Consider the following 25214-nt stretch of genomic DNA (forward strand, 5'->3'; position numbering starts at 1 on the left):
GCGATTAACTGGTAAAATAAAACTAACCTGAGGGAGTAGTTTACTTACGTTTTTGCGTATGTGCCAAGTCAACATACATGGCCGTTTTGGCCTGGCTTGTCTTAATGAACGAGACTCATGCATAACTTACATAAAGTTGTGCATGAGTCTTTTTGTATATATAAATTGAGTTTTTGCATTTGGAAGGAAGGAAAAAATGAAGTTTTATCTGGAAGACACAGAAAGGGTATTTCAGTATTTGAACAGCTGCCAGGAAGGGCTTTCTGCAGCGCAGGCGCAAGAGCGCCTGCAGGCAAACGGAAAAAACAAGCTGGCGCAGGGAAAAAAAGAATCCCTTGTGAAGCGTTTTTTTCAACAGCTTTTAGAGCCGATGACCGTTATTTTGATTGTAGCCGCGGTGATTTCCGCGATTACTTCGGCTTATTCGAATGAATCCTCGGCGGATGTGTTCATCATTCTCGTTGTGGTTCTGATCAATGCCATATTGGGTGTTTATCAGGAAAGCAAGGCAGAAAAGGCGATTGAGACATTGCAGGAACTGGCGGCGGCAACCTCCAAGGTCCTTCGCGACGGTGCGGTAACTACCATAAAAAGCGAGGATCTGGTTGCCGGCGACGTCATTATTCTGGAAGCCGGCGACGCCGTTCCGGCGGACTGCCGGATTATTGAAAGCGCCAGTATGAAAATCGAGGAAGCGGCTTTGACGGGCGAATCCGTTCCGGTCAATAAAATAGTCGATACCCTTGGCCTGAATAAGGAAAAAGAAATCCCGCTCGGCGACCGGAAAAATATGGCGTACATGGGCAGTACAGTCGTATACGGCCGAGGCAGGGCGGTTGTATGCGCAACCGGCATGGAAACAGAAATGGGCAAGATTGCGGATGCGCTTGCTAATGCGAAACAGGGCGAAACCCCGCTACAAATAAAGCTGACCCAATTGAGCAAAATATTAACATACATGGTCATCGGAATCTGCATTTTTATGTTCGCGTTCAGCCTTCTGAAAGAAGGAAATTTCACCGGAGAGATTGTTTTGAATACCTTCATGGTGGCGGTCAGCCTGGCTGTGGCGGCAATTCCGGAGGGGCTTGCCACCGTTGTAACCATCGTTCTTTCCATCGGCGTAACGAATATGTCAAGGCGCAACGCGATTATCCGCAAATTAACGGCGGTGGAAACACTCGGCTGTGCGCAGATTATTTGCTCCGATAAAACCGGAACGCTGACGCAGAACAAGATGACGGTTGTTGAGCACTACGGCGATGATGAACGTCTGCTGGCGGAAGCGATGGCGCTTTGCAGTGACTCGGAGCTAAACGAAAAAGGCGAGGTGAAGGGGGAGCCGACCGAAAACGCGCTGGTGAATTACGCCAACGCTTTATCCCTAAAAAAATATGAGCTGAAAGAGAAAATGCCCCGTATCGGGGAAGCCCCGTTCGACTCCATGCGCAAAATGATGTCTACGATACACGCGGCGGGAAAGAAATTTATACAGTACACAAAGGGCGCGCCGGATGAAATCCTAAAAAAATGCACCCATATTCTTCAGAACGGCAAAGCGGTGCCGTTAACGCAGGAACTTCGTTCCAAAGTGCTTGCGGAGAATAAGAGAATGGCGGACCAGGCGCTCCGCGTTCTGGGCGCCGCGTATAAAACCTATCCGCAGGCTCCGGCTTCGTTCGAGCCGGAATTTCTGGAACATGAGCTTACCTTCATCGGCCTTGTCGGGATGATTGACCCGATTCGCCCGGAAGTCATTGACGCGATTGCGGAATGCAAGGGGGCGGGCATTCGTCCGGTTATGATTACGGGCGACCATAAAGATACTGCGGTAGCCATTGCTACCCAGCTTGGAATTATAACAGACGCTTCGCAGGCGCTGACGGGTATCCAACTGGATGAGATCGGTGATGAAGAATTTAACCGGGATATTGAGAAATATTCCGTTTACGCCCGAGTACAGCCCGAACATAAGGTGCGGATTGTCAACGCGTGGAAGAAGCGCGGCATGATTACCGCCATGACAGGGGACGGGGTCAACGACGCTCCTTCAATTAAAAGCGCGGATATCGGCATCGGAATGGGCATTACCGGTACGGATGTTACCAAAAACGTAGCAGATATGGTTTTGGCGGATGATAACTTCGCTACCATTGTTTCAGCAGTTGAGGAAGGCCGGGTTATTTACGACAATATCCGAAAGTCCATTCAATTCCTGCTTTCGTCCAACCTAAGCGAGGTTATTTCCGTATTTGTGGCGACAATCCTTGGATTTACCATTTTAAAACCCGTCCATCTTCTTTGGATTAACCTGATTACGGACTGTTTCCCGGCCTTGGCGCTCGGTATGGAGCGGGGGGAAAAGGATTTGATGTCCCGTAAGCCCAGGGATCCCAAAGCGGGCATTTTTTCAGGCGGCCTTGGATGGGATGTGCTTTATCAGGGTATCATGGTTTCCTGCCTGACGCTTGCCGCCTATTTTATTGGCCATTTTATGGAGAACGGCAGATGGGAGATTACCAACAGTCCGGACGGGGTTACCATGGCGTTTCTTACTATGTCCATGGCGGAAATCTTTCATTCGTTCAATATGCGTTCGCGGCACGCGTCCATCCTGGCAATTCCGCACCACAATCTTTTCCTGATCGGTGCGATGATCGGCTCTTTGGTCCTCACTACAGCCGTAATTTATATTCCGGCACTTTCCACGGCGTTTGGATTTGAGGAGATTTCTTTTGTGGAGTATTGCGTGGCCTTAGCACTTGCTTTCTCCGTTATCCCGATCGTTGAAATTGTCAAACTGTTTAAAAGAAAGGCAGTAAAATAACAATAAGGCTGCATCCTTGAAGAGATGCAGCCTTATTTTGTATGCAAGTATTTCTTTCTTATACCGTACGGATTGTTTCATGGTATAATAAAAATAAAAAATAATAGGGGAGGATATTATGAAGTTTCAGCTGGCGTTATTAGCCGTAAAAGACGTTGAAATATCGAAGAAATTTTATTCGGATTTGTTTGAGCAAAAAGTAGTATTGGATTTGGGTTGGAATGTTACGTTCAGCGGCGGTTTTGCCATCCAGCAGAATTTCGCATGGCTGACGGGCCTTTCGGAAGGGGATATTGTCGAAAAATCCAATAATATGGAGCTGTATTTCGAAGTTGATGACTTTGACGAATTTTTAGAGAAATTACATGCTCACCCGGAGATAAAATACGTCCATCCTCCTAAGAAGCATGAGTGGCAGCAAAGGGTCGTCCGTATTTATGACCCGGATTATCATATGATTGAAGTTGGCGAGTCCATGGAGGTTATTGCGCGGCGTTATTTGAAAGACGGGTTTACCGCGGAAGAAACGGCGAAAATCATACAGCACCCGCTTGAATTTGTAAAAAGGGTCCAAGAATCCTTAAAATAAGGCGGGAATTACTGTTTTACGGATGGTAGCATACCTAAATTATTGTCTTCCGTTTCATCCGGCAAAGATTTCAGGTATTCATTTCCATTTCTTGAAGCGATGCCAACCCCGCGGATGCCGCCCTGCTTTGCGAGCTGAACGCCTTCCTCCTTATTCAAAATGCGTCCGTCCGCTAACTGGTAGCCGGTAATGCGGCCTCTTTCTTTGACTAAAGCGGTAATTTTCTGAGCGTCTGCTTTTGGTTCCGGGATGTCCTTCATTGCCATCATCGGCAATTTTGATAAGTCCATTTGATCTGACATAGAATTACCTCCCAAACAGAATTTAGCAGTAGTTTTCCACTATAACGGGAGGATATGCAAATGATTGCTTGAACGCACCCCGTCGGTTGATTGCCGGCATGATGGTTATTGAAGTGAGCAATAGAGTGAGCAATAAAGTGGAAAATAGGAATCAATTTTATCATTTTTCGTGCCATCTGCCGCCACTATTGCGTAAAAGAAAAACCCGCATGAATTCAGCATTCATGCGGGTTTGGCGGAGAAGAAGGGATTTGAACCCTTGCGCCGGTTACCCGACCTACTCCCTTAGCAGGGGAGCCCCTTCACCACTTGGGTACTTCTCCACGTTGTGAATAAAAAGATTGTATTGAAAGAGATGGCGGAGAGGAAGAGATTCGAACTCTTGGTCCCTTGCGGGATCACTAGTTTTCAAGACTAGCTCCTTAAACCACTCGGACACCTCTCCATCACAAGTGCGAGATTAATAATATCATATTTCCTATGCATATGTCAATGGATTCTGCAAAAAATCTTTATTTATAGTAATAAATTACAGGCATTTTTACTTTATACTCAAAATAACTCCCGCAAATCCGGCTATTTTGCCGTTTCTGCAGGAGTCCTTTTGGAAATTACAAAATGTTTGCCAAGCTTGGCAGTTGTGATTCATTCAAAAACATAATTTGGGTAATTGCCCGGTCGCATTCGGCCTCAAATTGGTCCGTAGCATTATAATAACAAAGCATGGGCAGGGTGGACAGCGTCTGGTCGATTGCTTCCAGTTGGCTGTGCGGCATGAATGTACAAAGAAAGGAGTGCTTGTTATGCCAGTCTGATAATGCTTTCCGGCTTAGCTCTAAGGCGGTATCCGTGTCTCCCTTTGCTGCCGCTTCCTTTGCGCTGCTGACGGTCTGCGTCATTTGGCCGCTGACCTTTTTCGTAGTAATTGTGCCGATTGTGCAGATTGTAACAAGAAATACAAATATGATTACCGAAGCCCATATACGCTTCATTGCTGATCATCCTTTTTAATGATATTGAAATCTCCCTTTCGGTTTGCCGTCATAATAAAAACATCTTCCGCTTTTATATTTTTGCCGCGCAACACGCCGTCAAGCCAATCACGGGTTTTATTGCAGAGCTGCAGGGAAAAATCCGATATAACGCCGTCGCTGATGACAACGGTTTCAATCCCAGTATCCGGAAGCGCAACGCCCAGCATACCGGCGGTCGGCTGCTCCTTATCCGGTTTCTTAATCACGCTCATTTTTCCGTTTGTTTCGATAATCGCATAAGCCACGTCTTCGATGCTGAATACATTTTTCTGGCGAAGCTGTTCCGAAAGATCCTCGGTGCTCATGCGAAGGCGGCGCATTTCCTTCTGGTTCACCTTTCCGTCGTTTATCACAATGAGCGGGCGACCGCAGATGAGCCTTCTGAACTTCGTGCTTTTTAACATCAAAGCAGATATTACGATTTCACACATGACCAATACCGCAATTGGGATAAATCCGCTTGCGAGCGGCTGTCCCGTGTCTTGCATAGGGATGGCCGCAATATCGGAAATTAAAAGTGTGACAACCAGCTCACTTGTCTGCAGCTCGCTGATCTGTCGTTTTCCCATCAGCCTTACTGCTGCAATAATCACTATGTAGAGCAGCAAGGTCCGTATAAATGAAATCGTCATTCTTATCACCTAAGGATAGTATCAACCGCTGTTATCCGCTTATTCATTTTGCTTTCGTAATTTTTGGAAAAACGAAAGCCCCAGCTGTAAAGCCGGAGCCAAAACTTTCTAATTATGAAATAGGTTTGATTAACTTTGCAAACTTTGCAAAATTGGTTTCTGCACAAAAGTTTTGCAAATACAATTCACGGCAGTTCTTTCTTAATTTCGCCATGTTTTCCGCTGGAAGGGAAACGGCGGACCGAATGGTTTCTGCCAGCTCGTCCGGCGTGATATCTGCCGGGACTAAGAATCCCGTTTCACCATCTTTTACAATTTCGCCTGTACCGCCCACGTCTGTCGCAACCGCCGGTATTCCAAAGGAGCAGGCCTCCATAATACTAACCGGAATCCCTTCCGTACTGCTTGTGTTTACAAATAAATTCACAGGGGTGTTTTTGTAAAACTCCATCAGTTCGCTGTTTCGCACCGCGCCGGCGAATTTCCATTCCATAAACTGCAAATTTTCAGCCGCGTACCGTTTGAGATCTTCCAGCGCGTCCCCGCCCCCGAAGTGGGTCCATTTCAGTTTCAGGCCGCTGCCGCTAAGTTTACTGAGCGCCTGGGCGAGCAAATCCACCCGTTTTAAAGGAACAATATGGCAGCAGCTTACGATATGGAACGGATCGTGTCCGCTTGCGCCTTTTGTCCCGAAATCGCGTGTCCCAAGATACGCGGTTTGGATTTTGTTCTCATAATCAGGATACCGCTCCTTTAAATATTCGCTGCCGTTGTTCGAACACGGGTAGACCATGTCGACATTTTTTAAAATATAATACCGGAGCGGCAGATAATTCATGGAATTCCGGTAGGCGTACAAATCGTAGCCGTGTGCGCGGCAGACAACGCGGCCGTTGATGGCACCGTAGTATTTTTTCAGCTTTGCGGCAACCATAGCGGTATCGTAAAACCAATAGCTGTAAAAAGTAATGCCGTCAAATTTCTCCATGGCGTATTTTGCAAGAATTTTTACGGACTCGTCATAAATAATTTCCGATTTTGCAATAAAATAGCTTAAATACAACCTTTTTTTTAAGGAGCCTTTTACAGCCCTGCGCTCATCTTTTCCGGAATAGCCCTTATAATCCTTAAAGGGAAATTGCCTGGCCATGGCGCCGGCAAGGCCTCGCTTTACTTTCGAAGCGGGGATAAAGTGAACACTTACGTTTTCCGGAACGCTTCGCGTTTGTTCCGGTTGGTCGGTAGTGCTCGTGGCGATCAGAATGACCTTTTGAAATTCCTTTGCCAGGATGGCGATTTCGTCTTCTATAAATTCTTCCCCTTTATCGAAAGGAAAGGTTTTTGTTAATAGCAATAGGCAGTCCTTCATTTTAAAAACAGCCTCCTGATAAGCATTAATACTCTAAGAATAGCATAACGAATACCGCAATTCAACACGGTATTACAAAATATTCTTGTATTGGGTGTGGGGAAATGGTATTATTTTAATATACAAACTTTAACAGCATACCCGTTTTTTGCGTGTTTTGCTTGTAAAAACAGAAAAGTTTCATCGTATTCGATTTTGCTTTGGAGATACAGTATTTAAGTGTGAAGGAGGATCGGTTTTGCCGAAGGTAAGTGTTATTGTACCTGTCTATAATGTTGAGAAGTATTTGGCGCAGTGTGTGAACAGTATTCTGGCACAGACGCTGACAGATATCGAAATCTTTTTAGTAAATGATGCATCAACCGATAATTCCCTTTCTATAGCCCGCGAGTTTGAGAAGGATCCGCGGGTAAAGGTTCTTGATAAACCCCACGGCGGGCTGGGGGACACGCGCAATTACGGTGCGGCCCGTGCTTCCGGCGATTATCTGGTTTTTATTGATTCGGACGACTGGGTTGACCCGGAGATGTTGCAAACCCTATATGATTCCGCCGAGCAATGCCGTGCCGATATGGTTGTCTTTAACTTTGTGCGGGAAAATCTTATGGATGGCGAACAGCGTGTTTGCAAGCTGCCCGTCAGTTTTCCCGCGTTCGATAAAGAAACCCGGGAAACATTGCTTACCCAGCTGATCGGTCCGGACCCCGGCGACAGCCAATGGCGGCAGGTGGAGATGCTTGGGTGTGCATGGCGCAGGATGTTCCGGCGTGAATGGTTTGTGCGAAATCATCTGGTGTATTTTAACGAGCAGGAGATTATGCTGGAAGACCTGCCGGTTTCCATCATGGCGCATTGTTTAACGGATCGTGTGCTTGTTCTGGGCGGCGCTTATTACCATTACCGCTATAACCCGCAGTCCCTGAGCACGAAATACCGTCCGCGCAAAATGGAGATGTTGACGGCCTGCTTTCAGATCGTGCGCGATTTTCTGGAAAAACAGAATTTATATGAGAAGTACAGCGAAAGGCATCTGGCGTGGCTGCTGCGCAGCGCGGCGCATTCTTCACTAGTGAACTGCTTTAGCCCGATGAATCCCGCGCGTTTTCAGAAACGGTACCGGGAGGTGCGGGGTATCCTGAAAAACCCGCTGCTCCGGCAGGCGGCGAAGTCCGATTATCTGAAAAACGGCAGCCGTGCGGATCGGATTATCCTGCGCGTTATCCGGTCGAAAAACACACTACTTGTTTATCTCTTTTATCGGTTTTATTCCAATATGCTTTTTAAAGATACGGGGAAGAAATAATGACGAAGAAACGCGTTCTATTTATCAATTACAGTTTGCACAGCGGCGGTATTGAAAAAAGTCTGGTTACTGTGCTGTCGCTTTTCGATTATGAAAATTATGACGTGGATTTGCAGCTTTTTGCAAATGAAGGGCTGTTTCTCAGCCGCGTTCCGGCAAAGGTAAACCTTTTGCCTCCGCTTTTTCCGGCGGAATATAAGCTGAACATCCGGCAGGCCTTTTTTAAACTGATCTTAAAAGGGCATCCGCTGATTGCTTTCTGCCGTTTGATGGTCACCTTTGCGGGACTGAGGGGTACAATGGGAGAACGTTTGACCCGCATGTGGAATGTGGAACGACGGTTTATCCGCCCGGCAAAAAAAGAATATGATGCGGTAATTGCCTTTATGGAAGGCCAGCCGATCTATTATGCGGTTACAAAGGTAAAAAGCAAAACCAAAATCGGTTTTATCCACGGCGATTACGTTGCCATGGGTTTAAACAAAGAGTTTGACTATCCCTTCATCAAACAGCTCAATGCCTTGTGTACGGTTTCGGAATCCTGCAAGTCGGCGCTGGACAGTACCTTCCCGGGGTTTTCCGGAAAGTTCCATGTGATTTATAATATCATTTCCGCAACCTTCATGCGGAATATGGCGGAGGAGCCGGCCGATTTTGAGGATGGTTTTACAGGGTTGCGCGTGCTTTCGATCGCGCGCCTTTCCCATCAGAAAGGGCTGGACATCGCGCTGCCCGCCGTTGCAGCGCTTAAGAAAAAGGGATTGCGCTTCAAGTGGTATATTATCGGGGTCGGCCCGGAGGAAGCAAACCTGCGCAATCAGATTCATGAGTTGGGGATCGAAGAGTATGTCCGTTTTCTGGGAGAACGGTCGAACCCGTATCCGTATCTGAAGGCATGCGATATTTACATGCAGCCATCCCGTTTCGAGGGCAAATCCATTGCCGTAGACGAAGCCATGGTCATGGCGCGCCCGATTTTACTGACGAACTTTTCAACCGCGGCGGATCAGATTGACTCCGGCAAAAACGGTTTAATCGTTCCTATGACGAGCGAGGGAATCGCCGAGGGGCTGGAGGATTTGTTGCTCAACGAGGAACGCCGCGCCCAGTTTACTGCGGCTTTGGAGAAATGCGATTATACGAACGAATACGAGATCAATAAGCTGTATGCCTTAATCGGAGGGGCTTCTCTGTAAGAATCTTCCGTCCACTTTTGCAAGGGCATGTATGGATCGGATTGTCCGAAACATCCCACAGGGATGAAAAGAAAAGTATTCGTTCTATTCAGAATAAGCTCAGGGTAAGCATAGAAAAAGCTCCTGCCCGAAGCAGGAGCTTTCTGCATGTCGTTTTAGCTGATTTTATCTTGAATAATCGGGTGGGAGGCTTCCCAAAGCTTCTCTGCAACCGGAGCCCAATGTTCTGCCGCGTCTTTGCATTTGGCGCTCAGTTCTTCCACATCCTCCGGGTTTGTCATATCGGTTGACACCGCGCCTGATTTTTTCACCATGTCGGTCAGACGGCCCGGGTTGTCGAGCAGGGGGCACGGGCGCAGATGGTTTTCGTTAAATGGCTGGTTCCTGCGGTACTGCATAAACAGCGGGGACTGATATGCTTCCAGAAGTGTCTTTTCTTTTATGTTGGAGTCCGCGTAATGGATGAACGCACACGGCTCGATATCCCCGTTCGCATTGATATGCAGGTAGCAGCGCCCCCCGGCGATGCAGCCTTTCACATATTCGCCGTCATTCCAGAAGTCCATGGTGAACAGCGGCTTGGTTTGCCTGAATTTCCGTATCTGATGGTACATAAATTCACGCTGCTGTGCGGTTGCCATTAGCTCCGGCACAGCGTCCTTGCCGACCGGGATATACGTAAAGAACCATGCGAATTTCGCGCCTTTCGCAATCATGTCGTCAAAATATTCTTCGTTTCCGATTACATCCACATTCTTGCTTGTATAACAGCAGGAAATGCCGAACGGCAGTTTCTTGTTCCTTAAAATTTCCATTGCCTTAATAACTGCCTGATAGGTGCCCTTGCCGCGGCGGTAATCGGTCGCTTCCTCGAACCCCTCCACGCTGATGGCGGGGATGAAGTTTTTCACCCGGAGCATTTCGTCTGCAAAGGCTTCGTCAATCAATGTAGCGTTGGTGAACGCAAGGAAGGCGCAGTCGTCGTGCTTCTCGCAAAGCTTGATAATGTCGTTCTTGCGGACAAGCGGTTCGCCGCCGGAATAGATGTACATATACGTACCGAGCTTTTTCCCTTGCTCAATAATGCTGTTGAGCATTTCCAGGCTCATGTTGAGCTTGTTGCCGTATTCCGCCGCCCAACAGCCAGTACAGTGTAGGTTGCATGCCGAGGTCGGGTCCATCAGGATAGCCCACGGGATGTTGCAGTCGTATTTTTCTTCATTTTTATTTTTGCGCTGGCACCCCAGAATAGCGGAATTTATCAGAAAGTTTTCAAACAATTTTTTCCGGACGCCGGTATCGATATCCGTATAAAGGCTCATAATCAGTTTGTACCAGTTGTTGTCGGGATCCTTCAGGGCTTCGTCCAAAAGTTCATACGCGTTGTGGTAATAATCCTCCTTGTCAAATTTCCTTACCCAGTTCAACACCTTCGGGACGTTTTCTTCCGGATTATTGTCTAAATAGCTCAACACTTTTTTCAGGCCGTAGGACTCCAGCATTTCATTGACTGTTCCCATCGTACATTCTCCCTTTCATATTTTCGCTATTTTTTTATATGCTAGCATTTTTAATGAAATAAGTATCTATACAAAAATAATGCTCAGTCAAAATATCATACACTTTTTGGAAACTGTCAGATTGCCGGGAGCTTTGGAATCATTTGACTTTGACTTTGCTTTATTGTATCATCAAAAAAGCGTAACGGCGGTTTTTCAATCGGATTGTTTTTATCGGTTTTTCAGGTATCATGGAGGATGAATCATAATCGTTGCCCTCCCTTTGTAGAATTGCTGTAAAAATAGTTTTGGAGGCTCATCATGAAATTAATCAGTTTGCTTGAGGGACTAAAATATTCCTGCCCCGGCAATATGGATGTTGAGATAACGGATATTATCTTCGACTCGCGTAAAGTGGTAAAAGGCTGTGCGTTTGTCTGCCTGTGCGGTTCTTCCGTCGACAGCCATGCTTTTGCACAGCAGGCGGCCGATGCCGGCGCCGCCGCAATTATTGCACAGCATGAGGTGGAGGTGAAGGGCGTTCCGGTCGTTTACGTGAAAAACACCCGCTATGCGATGGCGGTTATGTCCGCGGCGTATTTCGGCCATCCGGCCGACCAAATCCGGGTAGTGGGCATCACGGGGACAAAAGGAAAGACAACGACTTCGTATATGATTCGTTCCATCCTGGAATGCGCGGGTATCAAAACCGGTTTGATTGGCACAATCGGAACCGTCATCGGCGATGAAGTCATTCAGACGAACAATACAACGCCGGAGTCCTACGACGTACAGCGCTATTTGCGCAGGATGGCCGACAGCGGCTGCAAGGCTGCCGTAATTGAAGCCTCGTCCATCGGGCTGAAGGATCACCGGGTTTCCGGATTTACGTTTGATATCGGTTTGTTCACCAATTTTTCTCCAGACCACATCGGCGGAAACGAGCATAAGACGCTGGAAGAGTATATGCAGTGCAAAAATATGCTGTTCAAACAGTGCAGAACCGGCGTAATCAATATTGACGATGAAAATTACAAAGGAATTATCGAAGGACACACCTGCGAAATCGAGACGTATGGCTTCCGGGAGGAGGCCGGTCTGCGCGCGTCCGGGGAAAGGCTGATTTCACGCCCCGGCTATCTTGGGGTGCATTTTGATCTGTGCGGGCAGTTGAATTTTGGCGTGGACGTCGATATCCCCGGCCATTTCAGCGTATACAACGCGCTTGCCGCGGTCGCCGTCTGTCGGCATTTCGATGTTACGCAGCAGAATATCATCGACGGCCTGAATACCGTTAAGGTAAAGGGTAGGGTGGAGCCGGTACCGGTTCCTGGAAACTATACCTTATTAATTGATTACGCGCACAACGCGCTTAGCATGGCGAACATTCTGGAAACGCTGCGCGAATATAAGCCGAACCGTCTGATCTGCATGTTCGGGGCTGGCGGCAACCGCGCGCGTTCGCGCCGATATGAAATGGGGGAGACCAGCGGGAACATGGCGGACCTTTCCGTAATTACCGCGGATAACTCCCGTTATGAGGACGTAATGGATATTATTGAAGATATTAAAGTCGGCTTATCCAAAACAAAGGGCGAATATGTTGTGATTCCCGACCGGAAGGAAGCAATTAAATACTGCATGGAGATCGCGGAGGACGGCGATATAATCGTACTTGCCGGAAAGGGTCATGAGGACTATCAGGAAATTCGTGGTGTAAAATATCATCTGGATGAACGCGAGGTCATTGCGGATATTATTAATAAAACGATATAAGGTGATACAATGAAAATGACAGCACGGGAGATTGCCGAAGCCTGCGGGGGCAGGCTGCTTTGCGGCGATCCGGATACCGTTGTAACGTCGGTCAGCACCGACAGCCGGAAAATCGACAGCGGCACGCTTTTCGTTCCCATCAAAGGCGAAAGGACGAACGCGCATACATTTATCGGCGCAACCTTTGCGGCGGGGGCCTTGGCTACCCTGACGCAGGAGCATGACAGCATGGAAGACCGGCACGTCTGGATCCGCGTCCAAAGCACCGAGCAGGCTCTCCAGCAGATCGCGGCCGCTTACCGGAAGAGGTTTTCCATCCCTTTTGTTGGAATTACGGGAAGCGTGGGCAAGACAACGACGAAGGAAATGGTCGCTCTCGCGTTGTCGGCAGGCCTGAACGTTATGAAAACCGAAGGGAATTTCAACAGCCAGATCGGGCTTCCGCTGACTATGTTTACATTGGATAAAAGCCATCAGGTGGCGGTTGTTGAGATGGGGATGAGTGATTTTGGGGAAATGAGCCGCCTAGCGCAAATTGCCGCTCCTGATTACGCGGTCGTTACCAATATCGGTATTTCCCACATTGAACAGTTAAAAACACAGCAGAATATTATGAATGAAAAACTTCATATAACGGACTGCTTTCACAAAAATTCCGTGTTGTTTTTAAACGGGGACGACCGGCTCCTTACGCAGCTTCGCAATACGGCGAAGTTTAAAATTGTATGGTTTGGCACCCAGTCATGGTGCGATTTCCGGGCGGATAACATACGGACGGAGAAAGCGTCCACCAGGTTTACGCTGGTTGCTCCGGAAGGTTTGTATGAAGTACGGCTTCCTGCCTTAGGTATACACAATGTGACGAACGCGCTGGTGGGTTTGGCGGTAGCGAAAACACTTGGCGTGCCGCTTGAAAAGGCGATTGCAAAGCTGGCGGAATATCGACCGCTTGCCATGCGGCAGCAGATTCACCGGGTAAACGAGGTGACGGTGATTGATGATTCCTATAATGCAAGTCCCGATGCGATCCGCAGCAGCGTTGACGTGCTTTGCGGCTTCCATACGGGCAAACGGATTGCTGTTCTGGCCGACATGCTGGAGCTTGGGGAGTACTCACAGAAAGCGCATTTCGACGTCGGTGAATACGCGGCCAAGGCCGGCATTGACGCTCTGGTTACCGTGGGGGAAAGGGCAAAGGAGATTGTCCGGGGCGCACGGTCGGTTCATCCGGAGCTTCCCTGTTTTCCCTGTGGCGATAACAGCGAAGCGATCACCAAGCTTAAATCCATTTTAATGGGCGGGGACGCCGTGTTGGTCAAAGGTTCCCGCGCAATGAAAACGGATCAGATTGTAAAAGCGCTTCTTTGAAAATAGGTTTTATCGAATATCCTATGCGGCGGACGAATTTCGTTCGCCGTTTTTATGTCTTGAAAAGAAATGACAATTATTTAACAAATAATTTTATAGAAATTTAAAAGAAATTGTGAACTTTTTAATAATAATGTATTATTTCTATTGTCTTATTTCCAAATTTATGCTAAACTGTAACCAATTTGTAACAGTTGTAACGATTATGTTTTAAAATAGAGGATGTTTAAAGCGGGAGGATATTATGAAAAAGTGCCATTGGATTCTTTCAGCATTTCTTGCGGCTACGGTTGCTGTGGCATCTTTCGCTACCACGCCTACGCCTGCGGCTGCGGCGGAAGCAAAAACGGGTGTCGGCCTTTCAGAGCATGTATTAAAAGCTTACGAGGAAGGATGGCAATATCGTTCCAGCGGTTTTGGCCAGTTTTTCGGGTCATCCCGGGGGACGGATTGCTCCGGCTTAATTAAATCCTATCTCTGGTGGACGGATGATTCAAGCAATCCCAAACCGAATCGGATTGCCGTGGCGGGAAGCTCGGCCAGTATGCTGGAGTCCGCGAGCGTAAAGGGGACGATTAATTACTCGGATCCGTCTTCCCTGCCAAGAATCCATGGGTTGATCTTATACCAGCCTGGCCATGTCGGTGTTTACATAGGGGACAACATGGCTGTGGACAACCGTGATTATGGCGTTAATATGAAATGCGAAAAGGTATTTGGTCGTAGCAGGGCAAAATGGACAATGTGGTTCAAGCTTCCGCAGATTACCTACCCCACAAACGGTTTTGTTACATATAATGGAGAAAAATATTATTACGAAAACGGACAGTATGTGGTAAATGCCACCAGAACAATTAAAGGTGTAACCTATACCTTCGGGGAGTCGGGAACGGTTACTTCGACTTCAAATGCGGAAATTCGTACGGTGGATCAGGCGAAGCCGGTTGAATATTTCCCGCTTCAGTTACAGTCCCGTGGCAGCGAGGTGAAGAAGCTGGAGCAAAGGCTGAAAGAGCTCGGCTATTATTCCAGCAGCATAGGTGCCGTTTATGACGATAGTGTTTATAATTCTGTGCTGCTTTATCAGCATGCCGCCGGTTTAAAAGAAACCGGAATTGCGGATCAAAACACCTTACAGAGTATTTACGGTGCAAATGCCGTGAAAAATCCGGCAGCTTAAAGAAATGGCGATCACGGATATGCAGTCCGATAAATGAAATATTCTTTTTGTTACCCCTGTCATTGACGGGGGTAAATTTTGTCATACGGAAAAATTCGTGGCTGTGCCGGGCGTTCAAAAAGGGTTTTCGATTTTCCATCTGTAGGTGTGCGGAAAGGACAAGGATGAAGTGTGCAAATCACCAATAAAAAACAGAGTAAAATAGAGAAAATCAGAGGAAAATAAAATAAATTCAATGATAAATCAAAAAAACAATAGAAATTTGCTGAAAAATTCAAAAAAATCTTGACAAATAACGAACAGACCATTATATTTGTTATGTTGCGTTTGCATCTAAATTTTATATTGGCGGCGCTTCACTGCCGCGGTCACAGAATGATCGTGAAAAATCCTTTGCGGAGGGCAGTGGCAACGGCGTTGCCGGGATTGCGTTTAACCGCTAGGCTTAACGTAACTAATTTACCGCAAAGGGGATGCACTTATTGGAAAATACACCCATCATATCATTGGAAAACATCTCGGTATCGTTTGACGGAGAAATCGTGCTGAAGGATTTTAACCTCAGTATTCGAAATGGTGAGTTTGTCACCCTGCTTGGTGCTTCCGGCTGTGGGAAAACCACAACCCTAAGAATTATCGGCGGCTTTGTAAAACAGGATTTTGGGGATGTTTTTTTTAATGGTAAAAAAATCAACGACCTTCCGCCCCATAAAAGGGAGGTCAACACCATCTTTCAGAAATACGCCCTGTTTCCGCATTTAAACGTGTACGATAATGTGGCTTTCGGAATGCGGGTACACGGCAAAAGCGAAAGCCAGATTAAAACGACCGTACATGAAATGCTCAGCATGGTCAATCTGAACGGCTTTGAACACAGGAACGTCAATTTGCTTTCCGGCGGGCAGCAGCAGCGCGTGGCCATAGCGCGGGCGCTTGCGAACGAACCGAAGGTGCTGCTTCTTGACGAACCGCTTGGCGCGCTGGATTTAAAGCTGCGCAAGGATATGCAGGCTGAGCTTAAGAAAATACAGCAACAGACCGGTATTACCTTTGTGTTTGTTACGCACGATCAGGAAGAGGCCCTTTCCATGTCCGACACAGTTGTCGTTATGGACAAAGGGGAGATTCAGCAGATCGGTACGCCCCAGGACATCTATAATGAACCGGAGAATGCCTTTGTCGCTGATTTTATTGGGGAAAGCAATATTCTCGACGGCATTATGCACGAGGATTATCTGGTTGAGTTTGCCGGGCACCCGTTTAAATGTGTGGACAAAGGCTTCCAGACGGATGAACCAGTAGATGTGGTCATTCGTCCGGAGGACATTGATGTTGTGGAACCGGATGCAAGCCATCTTTCCGGAACGGTTACCAGCGTTAACTTTAAGGGTGTGCATTATGAAATCATCGTTGATGTCCACGGCTTTAAGTGGATGATCCAGTCGACCGATTACCAGGAGGTTGGAAATCGGATCGGGCTTTCTATTCAACCGGATGACATACACATCATGCATAAATCGGAATATTCCGGCATGTTTGGCGACTACAGCTCCTTTAGTGACGAAATGGATGAGGAGAGCCAGCTGGAAGGTAAGGAGGCTGAGATATAAGAATGAAAGCAAAATCTGCGGCCGCTCCCTATATCGTATGGATGGTCATTTTTATTATTGTTCCCATGCTTCTGGTTGTCATCTTTGCTTTTACGGATAAAAGCGGTTCGTTTACCTTGAAAAATATTGAGGAAGTGGGCCAGTATTCCAATGTGTTTCTGCGCTCCATTTGGCTAGGCGCAATCGCCACCGCGATTTGCCTGCTGTTGGGCTATCCGCTTGCCGGGATTATTTCCCGTATCAGTCCCCGGCGCCAAAGTGTGATCATTATGCTCGTGATGCTTCCGATGTGGATGAATTTCCTGCTTCGAACCTACGCATGGATGACATTGTTGGAGGATAACGGCATTATTAACAATGTGCTAGCTTTCTTCGGGCTGGGAAGGCTCCATTTGATCAATACGCAGGGCGCGGTCGTTCTGGGCATGGTCTATAACTACATTCCTTACATGATTCTTCCGATTTATTCGGTATTGACAAAGATCGATAAGAAAGTGGTCGAGGCCGCGCAGGACTTGGGCGCAAACCGGGTGAAGGTATTTTCAAAGGTGATTTTTCCAATGAGTATGCCTGGCGTGATTTCCGGGGTGACCATGGTCTTTGTGCCTGCCGTTAGCACCTTTATCATTTCCAAAATGCTGGGCGGCGGAGCAAATCTAATGATTGGCGACCTGATCGATATGCAGTTTTTGGGAAGCGCCTATAACCCGAACCTCGGCTCGGCAATTTCGCTTGTGCTGATGGTTCTGATCCTGATCTGCATGGGAATCATGAACCAGTTTGACGACGGCGAGAACAACGAAGGAGGAATTATGGTATGAAAGCAATCTCAAAAATTTATTCCATGCTTATATTCCTTTTTCTCTATGCCCCAATTGTCGTTCTGATTATTTTTTCCTTTAATAATTCCACGACAATGAGCCGTTCCGTCTGGTCCGGCTTTTCCTTGAAATGGTACATGAAGCTTTTTCAGGACGAAATGCTCCTCATCGCTTTGCGCAATACCCTTGTGATCGCGGCTATTGCTGCGCTTGTTTCGACTGTGCTCGGTACTGCTGCGGCGATTGGGATCGGCGGGATGAATAAGCTGATGAAGCGCATGGTGATGAACATAACCAATCTTCCCATGGTGAATCCGGAAATTGTTACCGGCGTTTCGCTGATGCTTTTGTTTGTATTTGTTGCGAAGAGCATGGGGAACCTGACGTTGGGGATGTTCTCTTTGATTCTGGCGCACATTACGTTCTGCCTCCCGTATGTGATTCTCTCCGTTCTGCCGAAGCTCCGGCAAATGGACCCGAATTTGTACGAGGCGGCGCAGGATCTCGGTTGCAGTCCGATTCTCGCCTTTTTTAAAGTCGTGTTGCCGGAGATTATGCCGGGCGTGGTTACGGGAATGATTATGGCGTTTACGCTTTCGATTGACGATTTTGTTATCAGTTATTTTACAAGCGGAACAACCCAGACCCTTCCGATTTTCATCTATTCCATGACGCGGAAAAGAATCAGTCCGGAAATTAATGCGCTGTCCACTTTGCTGTTCGGTACGATTATTATACTCCTTTTGATTATCAACTTCCGCCAGTCCAAAGACCAAAAGATGGCGGGAAAAGCGGGGGAGGCGTAAAATTGAAAAAAACAATTGCGGCTCTTGCGGCCGCTGTGATTTTTGTTACCGGCGCAATCAGCCCTTCGGCAGCGGCGGAAACGTCCGGAAAAGTTGCGCCGAAGACCGGGGTAACCATTAATGTCTACAATTGGGGGGAATATATCTCAAACGGAGTGGACGATACCATCGATGTCAATAAGGAATTTACCAGAAGAACTGGTATTGGAGTGAATTACACGACGTATGACTCCAATGAATCCCTCTATTCCAAGCTTGCGAACGGCGGGGCAAATTACGACATTATCATCCCGTCGGACTATATGGTTTCCAAACTGATTCAGGAACACATGGTAGAAAAACTGGATTTCAAGAATATCCCGAATTTTAAATATATTGATAAGCGGTTCCGTAACCCGCAGTACGATAAAACGAATGAATATTCCGTCCCGTACACATGGGGAGTGGTTGGCATCTTTTACAATAAAAAATATGTAAAGGAACCGGTCGATAGCTGGAAAATTCTGTGGGATAAAAAATATGCGGGCAAAATTTTGATGTTTGATAACCCTCGCGATACGTTTGGCATTGCACAGAAACGCCTCGGGTATTCTTTTAACAGCACGAATCCGGAAGAATGGGAGAACGCGGCAAAGCTGCTGAAAGAGCAGAAGCCCCTTGTACAGGCCTACGTTATGGACCAGATTTTTGATAAAATGTCCAGCGGGGACGCATGGCTGGCACCCTATTACGCGGGCGACGCCGCAACCCTTGTCAAGGATAATCCCGATATCGGCTTTGCCATTCCTACAAAGGAAGGCACGAACTTTTTTGTAGACGCCATCTGCATTCCGGCCGGATCGCAACATAAAAAGGAAGCGGAGGCATATATCAATTTCCTGTGCGATCCGGAGATTGCCGCCGCGAATATGGAATACATCGGCTACTCCACACCGGAATCGGCTGCTAAAGAGCTAATGCCGAAAGAAATGGTGGAAAATCCGATCTTTTATCCGGATGAGAACATTATGAAGAATTCCGAAACTTTCGTGAACCTTCCGGAGGATACCAATTTATTGCTCGACACCCTTTGGGCTGAGGTGAAGATGGGCGGGCCTGGTCAATCGGCCACCTTGGTAGCGGTTCTCTGCGGATTTCTGCTTCTTTATATAGGAATCGTCGTTTATAAAAAAGTTAAGGCAAAGCGGGAATTGCAATAAGATTTTTTAATTTAATATATTTTATAAGAAAAACCGCAGCGGAAAATGCTGCGGTTTTTGTGATTTTATGCCTTGTCATGTAAATGCAGCCATTCCGGGCCTAAGAATGCGGGGTTGGAACCAAATTTTCCATAAAAATCCAATAAAATAGATAATTGTCATAATATTTTCACCGTCCGGTGGCAGATTAATAATGCGGCGCAAGGAGGTGAAAATTTGAAAAATTTTCTAAAAGGTTTAACCGCATGCTCTTTGGTGCTGATGATTTTATATTCGGTAAGCATTGGAATGGCCAGCTATTTCACTCCGGATTCTTACCGCGTAACCGCGGGAAGCTCGTTACAATGGGGTTCGGATGCGATTACGGCAGTAACGGAAAACGGAGCGGATATATCGGCTGGGATTTGTTCCACGCCAAATAAAAGCTATAAAGCAAAATTAATGCTCTATCATGTAATCCCACTTAAAACGGTAAATGTAGACGTTGTAAAAGAGACCCTCCTCATTCCCTGCGGCACGCCGTTTGGCATTAAACTGTTCACAAACGGTGTTGTCATTGTCGGGGTAGCCGACATTAAAACCGCAGAAGGAACGGTAAACCCCGCGGCAATTGCGGGGCTGAAGGTCGGTGATGTTGTAACTTGTGTTGATGGAAAAAAGGTTAATACGAATGCCGAGCTTATTGAAACCGTGTCGAAAAGCCAGGGAAAAAATCTGACTTTTACGGTCCAAAGAGACAATAACTGCTTTAATGTGACCGTAAAGCCGGTGAAATCCGAAATCGATTCCGGCTATAAAGCGGGAATCTGGGTTCGGGACAGTACGGCGGGAATTGGAACGCTAACGTTTTACAATCCTGTTACAAAATGCTTTGCCGGTTTAGGACACGGCGTTTGTGACACGGATACGAATGAACTGATGCCGCTTTTAAATGGGGATATTGTTCCAGTTACCATCAGCGGAATTACGAAGGGCGAAAAGGGAAATCCCGGCGAACTCCGCGGATATTTTACCACGGATACTGCAATGGGAACCCTGGACGCCAATGTTTCCGCCGGTGTTTACGGCAAGCTTCGCACGGTTCCAAAAGGGGAAGCGATGGAGGTTGCCATGAAGCAGGAAATTACGACAGGACCCGTTCAAATTCTCTCTACAATAGATGGCGGCAAGCCGCAGTATTTTAATGCTGTGATCGAAAAAATTGATTACCGTGAAAATCTGCACAGCAAAAACATGGTGCTTCATGTTACGGATGAAAGGCTTTTGAACACAACGGGCGGTATCGTTCAGGGAATGAGCGGTAGCCCGATTATCCAGAACGGCAAGATTGCCGGGGCTGTTACGCACGTTTTCGTAAACGATCCGACGCGTGGATACGGCATATTTGCTGAGAATATGCTGGAAGTTTCCCAGAAGGTTTCCGCGTCAAATTCTTTAAAAGCGTCTTAAAAATAGAGCTTCATTGCTATAATTCCCCCTTAATAGAAAAATATTTTTACAACCTATTGCCATTTTTTCCAATATATGGTAATATAGCAGTAATAAAAAAACTAGTTGAGGGAGGCACCAGAAGATGAAGCATATAAAACTTCTTATTGCCAATGATAGTGCTGAATTTATCCGTGATTACGGTCGAGTTTTTGAACAATCGGGTATGGAAATAATCTATACGCAGAAGGATGGTATGAAGCTGCTGGAAAAAATCGAGTCGATTCGTCCGGATGTGGTGTTATCTGATTTGTTTATGCCGCGTTTGGATGGCATCGGTGTAATGAAAGCAGTTCAAACGAAGATTCCCGAATGCGTGCCAATGTTTATTATTATTTCCAACTTTACCAGCCCTGCCTTGGAAAGAGAAGTTATGATGTCAGGTGCTTCTTATTTTGCAATTTACCCATTTAATGCAACTGATTTGTGCGATCGGATTATTCAGTTATGTTCCATGTCGGGTTTAACTCCGAAAGCGCAAAATAAGCCCCAAACCCCGACAGCATCCGAACCGTCCCTGGAAATTCAGGTAACAGAGATCCTTCACCAGATTGGAGTTCCCGCCCATATCAAAGGTTATCATTATTTACGCGATTCCATCATTATGGCAATTGAAACCCCGGATATTATTAATGCTGTTACAAAGCAGCTTTACCCCAGCGTCGCAAAACAGTACGACACAACGGCATCACGCGTTGAGCGCGCAATCCGGCACGCAATCGAAGTTGCCTGGGATCGCGGCGATGTCGATATCCTGAATTCCTATTTCGGCTATACAATTCACAACACGCGCGGCAAGCCGACCAACAGCGAGTTTATCGCAATGATTTCAGACCGGTTGAGGCTTCACATGAAGAGCGCAAGTTAAAACAAAAAACCAGCCTGCATCGTACGATGCAGGCTGTGTTTTTTAATAAGCCTCCAAACGCCGCTGCTGTCTTAATTTCCGGCGTTTTTCGGCGGCGTGCCATTCCGCTTCTTCCTGGAAATTGTCTAAAATCAGTCTTGGAACCGGAACAGGCTTTTCATTTTCATCCAAAGCTACGAGTACAAGATAGGCGGTATTTACAAGCTTCCGCGTTCCGGTTAGGTCCTCGGAAAAGCTGTCTACGCGCACTTCCATAGAGGTTGTCCCCACATAAGTGATTTTTCCGTGGAGAATAACCAGACAGTTTGCATATACGGGGCTCTTAAATTGGAGCGAATCAATTTCCGCGGTCGTAACGTTGCGATTACAGTGCCTGCGTGCAACTGCTCCGGCAACAATATCAATCCAAGCGGCGAGTTGTCCGCCGAATACGCGACCCTGACCGTTCAGATGATTGTAGAAAATAGAGTGAACCTGTTCCACTTCGGAGTCTTTAACATGTTTAGCCGGTAGTTCGTTCATATCATCACCATTTCCTTTAATATTTGTACTACCAATAATATACTAATGTCGACTAGAATACAATCTTTTTTTCATCCATGAATTGTTAACGTAATTTGAATTTTTAGAGAATGATAATTTTATAATTGCGTAGAAGTGTGTAAAATATTATAATAAAAAGGATTCAGTTTAAAATAAGGAAAGGGACGGCAATATGGGAAAAGATTCCAACTGCTGTGCAATCATTGTTGCCGCCGGCGAATCCACGCGGATGGCACTTGGGTTTTCCAAGCAGTTTATTCCCCTTTGCGGTGTGCCCGCGATTGTTCATACACTTTTTGCGTTTGACGCGGCCGAAATGGTTAAGAGCGTTATTGTTGTATGCCGGCGGGAAGATATGCCGGAGATGAAGGATTTTATTGAAAAATATAGAATTAAAAAAGTCATTTCCATTGTAGAAGGCGGTATAACGCGGCAGAAGTCGGTTGAAGCCGGTGTAATGGCAGCCCCGGTGGATGCCGCTTTTTTTGCAATCCACGACGGAGCAAGGTCATTGATCACCCCAGAAGAGATAGATGCTTCCATAAAAGACGGGATCCGTTGCGGCGCATCCGCGCTTGCAGTACCTGTAAAGGATACAATTAAAATTACCGGAAAAGATAATTATGTTATTTCAACGCCGGAACGTTCCACCCTCTGGGCGGTTCAAACCCCGCAGGTTTTTGAGCGGGAACTCTATCTGAAAGCCATGCAGCAGGCGAACAAAGTCGGAGCGGATTATACGGATGACTGCCAACTGGTGGAAAAGATCGGAGTTAAGGTTCATTTATGTATGGGCACATATACAAATCTGAAGCTGACAACAAATGATGATATTTATACCGCGGAAGCGATTGTGAAATGCAGGAGGACGGAAAAATGAGAATCGGGCACGGCTATGATGTTCACCGCTTGGCAACCGGTCGGAAACTCATTTTAGGCGGGGTGGACATTCCGTTCGAAAAAGGGCTTCTGGGCCATTCGGACGCGGATGTGCTTGCTCATGCAATTTCCGACGCGCTTCTCGGTGCTGCGGCGCTTGGCGATATCGGCGGGCATTTTCCGGACACGGATCCCACTTATAAAAATGCGGACAGCCTGTTGTTGCTGTCCAAGGTGTGCGGATTGCTCGAAGAAAAAAACTATAAGATAGAAAATATAGACGCTACTATTATTGCACAGGCTCCCAAGCTGAAACCATATATTGAAAAAATGCGGAAAAACTTGGCGGCGGCCTGCAAAATTGGTTTTGATCAGATTAGTGTAAAGGCAACCACCGAGGAGGAACTTGGCTTTAGCGGCGCCGGGGAAGGGATCGCCGCGCACGCAGTTTGTATAATTATGTCCGCAGGGGACGGACAAAAGGCTTGACTATCGCATACTCTGTAATAAAAACAGAGAGGTGATAACCATGGGCAAGCCTATGATTATGGTCAACTCAATTACGTATGCGATGAAGGGCCGTGACATTTTATTCAGTCACGGAATAAAGTCATATGTAGAAAGAACACCGCGCGGCAATGAAATTGGCGGCTGCGGTTATAGTATATATGTTCCGGAACGAACCGACGAAGCAGAAAAAATTCTAACCGATATGGGTATTAAAATTCTTGGACGTGCGGAAAGAGACGGTATATCATGATTTATCTTGATAATGCTGCCACTACTTATCCAAAACCAGCTTCGGTGCAGAATACGGTTCAAATTGCGCTAAAAAAATACGGTGCAAACCCCGGTAGGGCCGGCCATGCCATGTCGCTTGCAGCAGCGGAGGAAATCTACCGCTGCCGTACGGCGGCAGCCGATTTTTTTAAAGCACCCGGCCCGGAGTGCGTTGCGTTTACCTTGAATTGCACCCATGCAATGAACTATGTTTTAAAGGGACTTTTAAAGCCGGGAGATCATGTTGTTACATCCAGCCTTGAACACAACGCAGTTATGCGCCCATTGCAAAAGCTTTCGGAGAACGGCGTTATGTTTACCGTAGCCAAGGTTTTTCCGGGCGATAACGATGCGACGCTGAACGCATTCCGAAATGCCATTCGCGAAAATACGAAATTAATTGTATGCACGCACGCTTCCAATGTGTGGGGAATCCGGCTCCCGGTGGAACGGATTGCCGCGCTTGGGCATCTATATAATATCCCAATTGTCGTGGACTGCGCACAGTCGGCTGGCGTTTTGCCGATTGATATGGCGGAAAGCGGCTTTGACTATCTTTGCGTAGCCGGCCATAAAGGCCTTTATGGCCCAATGGGAACCGGTATGCTGGTTACGCCCAACGGCTCGAATCTGGAAACGATTATCGAAGGCGGCACCGGAACAAGTTCTTCTTCCATGGAGCAGCCACAGACAATGCCGGACCGTATGGAAAGCGGTACGCAGAACATGCCTGGAATTGCCGGGCTTCTTGCCGGAATAGAATTTGTCAAAAGCAGGGGAATTCCAAACATTTACCGCCACGAAATGTCCCTTATAAAGTATCTTTATAAAAAACTGTCTGAAAATAAAAATATAAAATTATATACGGATGAACCGGATTGGCCGTACTTTGTACCGGTTTTATCTTTTAACGTAAATGATCTGCCAAGCGAAACGGTTTCGCAAAAACTGAACGCGGCCGGAATTGCGGTACGGGCGGGGTTACATTGTTCGCCTGCTGCACACGAATCCATGGGAACACTAAAACAGGGTACTGTTCGTGTCTCCCCTTCCGCGTTCACCACGATGAATGAAATGAACGCCCTTGTAGCGGCTGTTCATAAAATAATCTGAAAATACGGGATAAAGGGATTGCATATAAAAGG

General features: G+C 46.9%; 23 protein-coding genes and 2 tRNA genes. 17 read left to right on the top strand and 8 right to left on the bottom strand.

Features of this window, described 5'->3' with window-relative positions; translation table 11 throughout:
* Positions 1–196 precede the first annotated feature (196 nt).
* Positions 197–2827, top strand: a complete 2631-nt coding sequence (locus CAGA_RS00975) for a cation-translocating P-type ATPase (protein WP_135656782.1) — start codon at positions 197–199, stop codon at positions 2825–2827.
* Positions 2828–2945: 118 nt separating this feature from the next.
* Positions 2946–3416 carry a VOC family protein gene (locus CAGA_RS00980; RefSeq protein WP_135656783.1) on the top strand — a complete coding sequence of 157 codons (471 nt, stop codon included), beginning with the start codon at positions 2946–2948 and terminating at the stop codon, positions 3414–3416.
* Positions 3417–3424: 8 nt separating this feature from the next.
* On the opposite strand, the gene CAGA_RS00985 is transcribed toward CAGA_RS00980, so the two are convergent.
* The 6 genes from CAGA_RS00985 to CAGA_RS01010 all read right to left on the bottom strand — a co-directional run bounded on the left by CAGA_RS00985 (position 3425) and on the right by CAGA_RS01010 (position 6738).
* Positions 3425–3718, bottom strand: a complete 294-nt coding sequence (locus tag CAGA_RS00985; protein ID WP_135656785.1) for a DUF3892 domain-containing protein — start codon at positions 3716–3718, stop codon at positions 3425–3427.
* A 233-nt stretch (positions 3719–3951) separates the two neighbouring features.
* Positions 3952–4041, bottom strand: a tRNA-Ser gene (locus tag CAGA_RS00990).
* A gap of 33 nt (positions 4042–4074) precedes the next feature.
* Positions 4075–4163: transfer RNA gene (locus CAGA_RS00995), tRNA-Ser, on the bottom strand.
* 166 nt (positions 4164–4329) lie between these two features.
* On the bottom strand, positions 4330–4710 hold the full coding sequence (locus CAGA_RS01000) for a DUF4363 family protein (protein WP_135656787.1): 381 nt from the start codon (positions 4708–4710) through the stop codon (positions 4330–4332).
* Complete coding sequence (locus tag CAGA_RS01005; protein ID WP_135656789.1) at positions 4707–5384, bottom strand: DUF421 domain-containing protein; 678 nt, start codon at positions 5382–5384, stop codon at positions 4707–4709. Before CAGA_RS01005 ends, CAGA_RS01000 begins: the two co-directional genes overlap by 4 nt.
* A 112-nt stretch (positions 5385–5496) precedes the next feature.
* The gene (locus tag CAGA_RS01010; RefSeq protein WP_243112894.1) at positions 5497–6738 is read right to left on the bottom strand and encodes a glycosyltransferase; all 1242 of its coding nucleotides are present in this window, start codon (positions 6736–6738) and stop codon (positions 5497–5499) included.
* 253 nt (positions 6739–6991) lie between these two features.
* Between CAGA_RS01010 and CAGA_RS01015 the strand changes: the two genes are divergently transcribed.
* Both CAGA_RS01015 and CAGA_RS01020 read left to right on the top strand, forming a co-directional pair.
* Positions 6992–8056 carry a glycosyltransferase family 2 protein gene (locus CAGA_RS01015; protein WP_167875120.1) on the top strand — a complete coding sequence of 355 codons (1065 nt, stop codon included), beginning with the start codon at positions 6992–6994 and terminating at the stop codon, positions 8054–8056.
* Positions 8056–9252 (top strand): glycosyltransferase, encoded by a 1197-nt coding sequence (locus tag CAGA_RS01020; protein ID WP_135656795.1) that lies wholly within the window; start codon positions 8056–8058, stop codon positions 9250–9252. The genes CAGA_RS01015 and CAGA_RS01020 overlap by 1 nt, the downstream gene beginning before the upstream one ends.
* A gap of 155 nt (positions 9253–9407) precedes the next feature.
* Here the strand turns inward: CAGA_RS01020 and CAGA_RS01025 are convergent, their stop codons facing one another.
* Positions 9408–10772, bottom strand: coding sequence for a radical SAM protein (locus CAGA_RS01025; protein WP_207669526.1), 1365 nt, complete (start codon positions 10770–10772; stop codon positions 9408–9410).
* A 300-nt stretch (positions 10773–11072) separates the two neighbouring features.
* On the opposite strand from CAGA_RS01025, the gene CAGA_RS01030 reads away from it, so the two are divergent.
* From CAGA_RS01030 to spo0A, 9 genes are all read left to right on the top strand, one after another.
* A complete protein-coding gene (locus tag CAGA_RS01030) occupies positions 11073–12527 on the top strand; it encodes a UDP-N-acetylmuramoyl-L-alanyl-D-glutamate--2,6-diaminopimelate ligase (RefSeq protein ID WP_135656797.1) in 1455 nt (484 codons plus the stop codon).
* A 9-nt stretch (positions 12528–12536) separates the two neighbouring features.
* Positions 12537–13895 (top strand): UDP-N-acetylmuramoyl-tripeptide--D-alanyl-D-alanine ligase, encoded by a 1359-nt coding sequence (locus tag CAGA_RS01035; RefSeq protein WP_135656799.1) that lies wholly within the window; start codon positions 12537–12539, stop codon positions 13893–13895.
* A gap of 244 nt (positions 13896–14139) precedes the next feature.
* Positions 14140–15075 carry a peptidoglycan-binding domain-containing protein gene (locus CAGA_RS01040; protein ID WP_135656801.1) on the top strand — a complete coding sequence of 312 codons (936 nt, stop codon included), beginning with the start codon at positions 14140–14142 and terminating at the stop codon, positions 15073–15075.
* Between the two features lie 482 nt (positions 15076–15557).
* A complete protein-coding gene (gene potA, locus CAGA_RS01045) occupies positions 15558–16685 on the top strand; it encodes a spermidine/putrescine ABC transporter ATP-binding protein (RefSeq protein ID WP_135656804.1) in 1128 nt (375 codons plus the stop codon).
* Between the two features lie 2 nt (positions 16686–16687).
* Positions 16688–17506, top strand: coding sequence for an ABC transporter permease (locus CAGA_RS01050; RefSeq protein ID WP_135656806.1), 819 nt, complete (start codon positions 16688–16690; stop codon positions 17504–17506).
* Positions 17503–18312, top strand: a complete 810-nt coding sequence (locus tag CAGA_RS01055) for an ABC transporter permease (protein ID WP_135656808.1) — start codon at positions 17503–17505, stop codon at positions 18310–18312. The genes CAGA_RS01050 and CAGA_RS01055 overlap by 4 nt, the downstream gene beginning before the upstream one ends.
* A 2-nt stretch (positions 18313–18314) precedes the next feature.
* Positions 18315–19511, top strand: coding sequence for an ABC transporter substrate-binding protein (locus tag CAGA_RS01060; RefSeq protein WP_135656811.1), 1197 nt, complete (start codon positions 18315–18317; stop codon positions 19509–19511).
* 216 nt (positions 19512–19727) lie between these two features.
* Complete coding sequence (spoIVB, locus tag CAGA_RS01065) at positions 19728–20960, top strand: SpoIVB peptidase (protein ID WP_243112895.1); 1233 nt, start codon at positions 19728–19730, stop codon at positions 20958–20960.
* 124 nt (positions 20961–21084) lie between these two features.
* Positions 21085–21867, top strand: a complete 783-nt coding sequence (gene spo0A / locus CAGA_RS01070) for a sporulation transcription factor Spo0A (RefSeq protein WP_135656813.1) — start codon at positions 21085–21087, stop codon at positions 21865–21867.
* Between the two features lie 42 nt (positions 21868–21909).
* On the opposite strand, the gene CAGA_RS01075 is transcribed toward spo0A, so the two are convergent.
* On the bottom strand, positions 21910–22389 hold the full coding sequence (locus CAGA_RS01075) for an acyl-CoA thioesterase (protein WP_135656816.1): 480 nt from the start codon (positions 22387–22389) through the stop codon (positions 21910–21912).
* Positions 22390–22582: 193 nt separating this feature from the next.
* On the opposite strand from CAGA_RS01075, the gene ispD reads away from it, so the two are divergent.
* Genes ispD through CAGA_RS01095 form a run of 4 tightly spaced genes read left to right on the top strand, consistent with a single transcriptional unit; the run spans position 22583 to position 25182 of the window.
* A complete protein-coding gene (ispD, locus tag CAGA_RS01080) occupies positions 22583–23290 on the top strand; it encodes a 2-C-methyl-D-erythritol 4-phosphate cytidylyltransferase (protein ID WP_135656818.1) in 708 nt (235 codons plus the stop codon).
* Positions 23287–23778 carry a 2-C-methyl-D-erythritol 2,4-cyclodiphosphate synthase gene (gene ispF, locus CAGA_RS01085; RefSeq protein ID WP_135656821.1) on the top strand — a complete coding sequence of 164 codons (492 nt, stop codon included), beginning with the start codon at positions 23287–23289 and terminating at the stop codon, positions 23776–23778. Before ispD ends, ispF begins: the two co-directional genes overlap by 4 nt.
* Positions 23779–23818: 40 nt before the next feature.
* Positions 23819–24049 (top strand): DUF3343 domain-containing protein, encoded by a 231-nt coding sequence (locus CAGA_RS01090; RefSeq protein WP_243112896.1) that lies wholly within the window; start codon positions 23819–23821, stop codon positions 24047–24049.
* Positions 24046–25182, top strand: coding sequence for an aminotransferase class V-fold PLP-dependent enzyme (locus CAGA_RS01095; protein ID WP_135656823.1), 1137 nt, complete (start codon positions 24046–24048; stop codon positions 25180–25182). The genes CAGA_RS01090 and CAGA_RS01095 overlap by 4 nt, the downstream gene beginning before the upstream one ends.
* Positions 25183–25214: the final 32 nt, after the last annotated feature.

It is taken from the genome of Caproiciproducens galactitolivorans, assembly GCF_004768785.1.
GTDB classification, from domain to species: domain Bacteria; phylum Bacillota; class Clostridia; order Oscillospirales; family Acutalibacteraceae; genus Caproiciproducens; species Caproiciproducens galactitolivorans.

Bases quoted from the DNA above. Each gene is read 5' to 3' on its own strand.
- CAGA_RS00975 (WP_135656782.1), top strand. From the start codon at position 197: ATGAAGTTTTATCTGGAAGACACAGAAAGGGTATTTCAGTATTTGAAC.
- CAGA_RS00980 (WP_135656783.1), top strand. From the start codon at position 2,946: ATGAAGTTTCAGCTGGCGTTATTAGCCGTAAAAGACGTTGAAATATCG.
- CAGA_RS00985 (WP_135656785.1), bottom strand. From the start codon at position 3,718: ATGTCAGATCAAATGGACTTATCAAAATTGCCGATGATGGCAATGAAG.
- CAGA_RS01000 (WP_135656787.1), bottom strand. From the start codon at position 4,710: ATGAAGCGTATATGGGCTTCGGTAATCATATTTGTATTTCTTGTTACA.
- CAGA_RS01005 (WP_135656789.1), bottom strand. From the start codon at position 5,384: ATGACGATTTCATTTATACGGACCTTGCTGCTCTACATAGTGATTATT.
- CAGA_RS01020 (WP_135656795.1), top strand. From the start codon at position 8,056: ATGACGAAGAAACGCGTTCTATTTATCAATTACAGTTTGCACAGCGGC.
- CAGA_RS01025 (WP_207669526.1), bottom strand. From the start codon at position 10,772: ATGGGAACAGTCAATGAAATGCTGGAGTCCTACGGCCTGAAAAAAGTG.
- CAGA_RS01030 (WP_135656797.1), top strand. From the start codon at position 11,073: ATGAAATTAATCAGTTTGCTTGAGGGACTAAAATATTCCTGCCCCGGC.
- CAGA_RS01035 (WP_135656799.1), top strand. From the start codon at position 12,537: ATGAAAATGACAGCACGGGAGATTGCCGAAGCCTGCGGGGGCAGGCTG.
- CAGA_RS01040 (WP_135656801.1), top strand. From the start codon at position 14,140: ATGAAAAAGTGCCATTGGATTCTTTCAGCATTTCTTGCGGCTACGGTT.
- CAGA_RS01050 (WP_135656806.1), top strand. From the start codon at position 16,688: ATGAAAGCAAAATCTGCGGCCGCTCCCTATATCGTATGGATGGTCATT.
- CAGA_RS01055 (WP_135656808.1), top strand. From the start codon at position 17,503: ATGAAAGCAATCTCAAAAATTTATTCCATGCTTATATTCCTTTTTCTC.
- spo0A (WP_135656813.1), top strand. From the start codon at position 21,085: ATGAAGCATATAAAACTTCTTATTGCCAATGATAGTGCTGAATTTATC.
- CAGA_RS01075 (WP_135656816.1), bottom strand. From the start codon at position 22,389: ATGAACGAACTACCGGCTAAACATGTTAAAGACTCCGAAGTGGAACAG.
- ispD (WP_135656818.1), top strand. From the start codon at position 22,583: ATGGGAAAAGATTCCAACTGCTGTGCAATCATTGTTGCCGCCGGCGAA.
- ispF (WP_135656821.1), top strand. From the start codon at position 23,287: ATGAGAATCGGGCACGGCTATGATGTTCACCGCTTGGCAACCGGTCGG.
- CAGA_RS01090 (WP_243112896.1), top strand. From the start codon at position 23,819: ATGGGCAAGCCTATGATTATGGTCAACTCAATTACGTATGCGATGAAG.
- CAGA_RS01095 (WP_135656823.1), top strand. From the start codon at position 24,046: ATGATTTATCTTGATAATGCTGCCACTACTTATCCAAAACCAGCTTCG.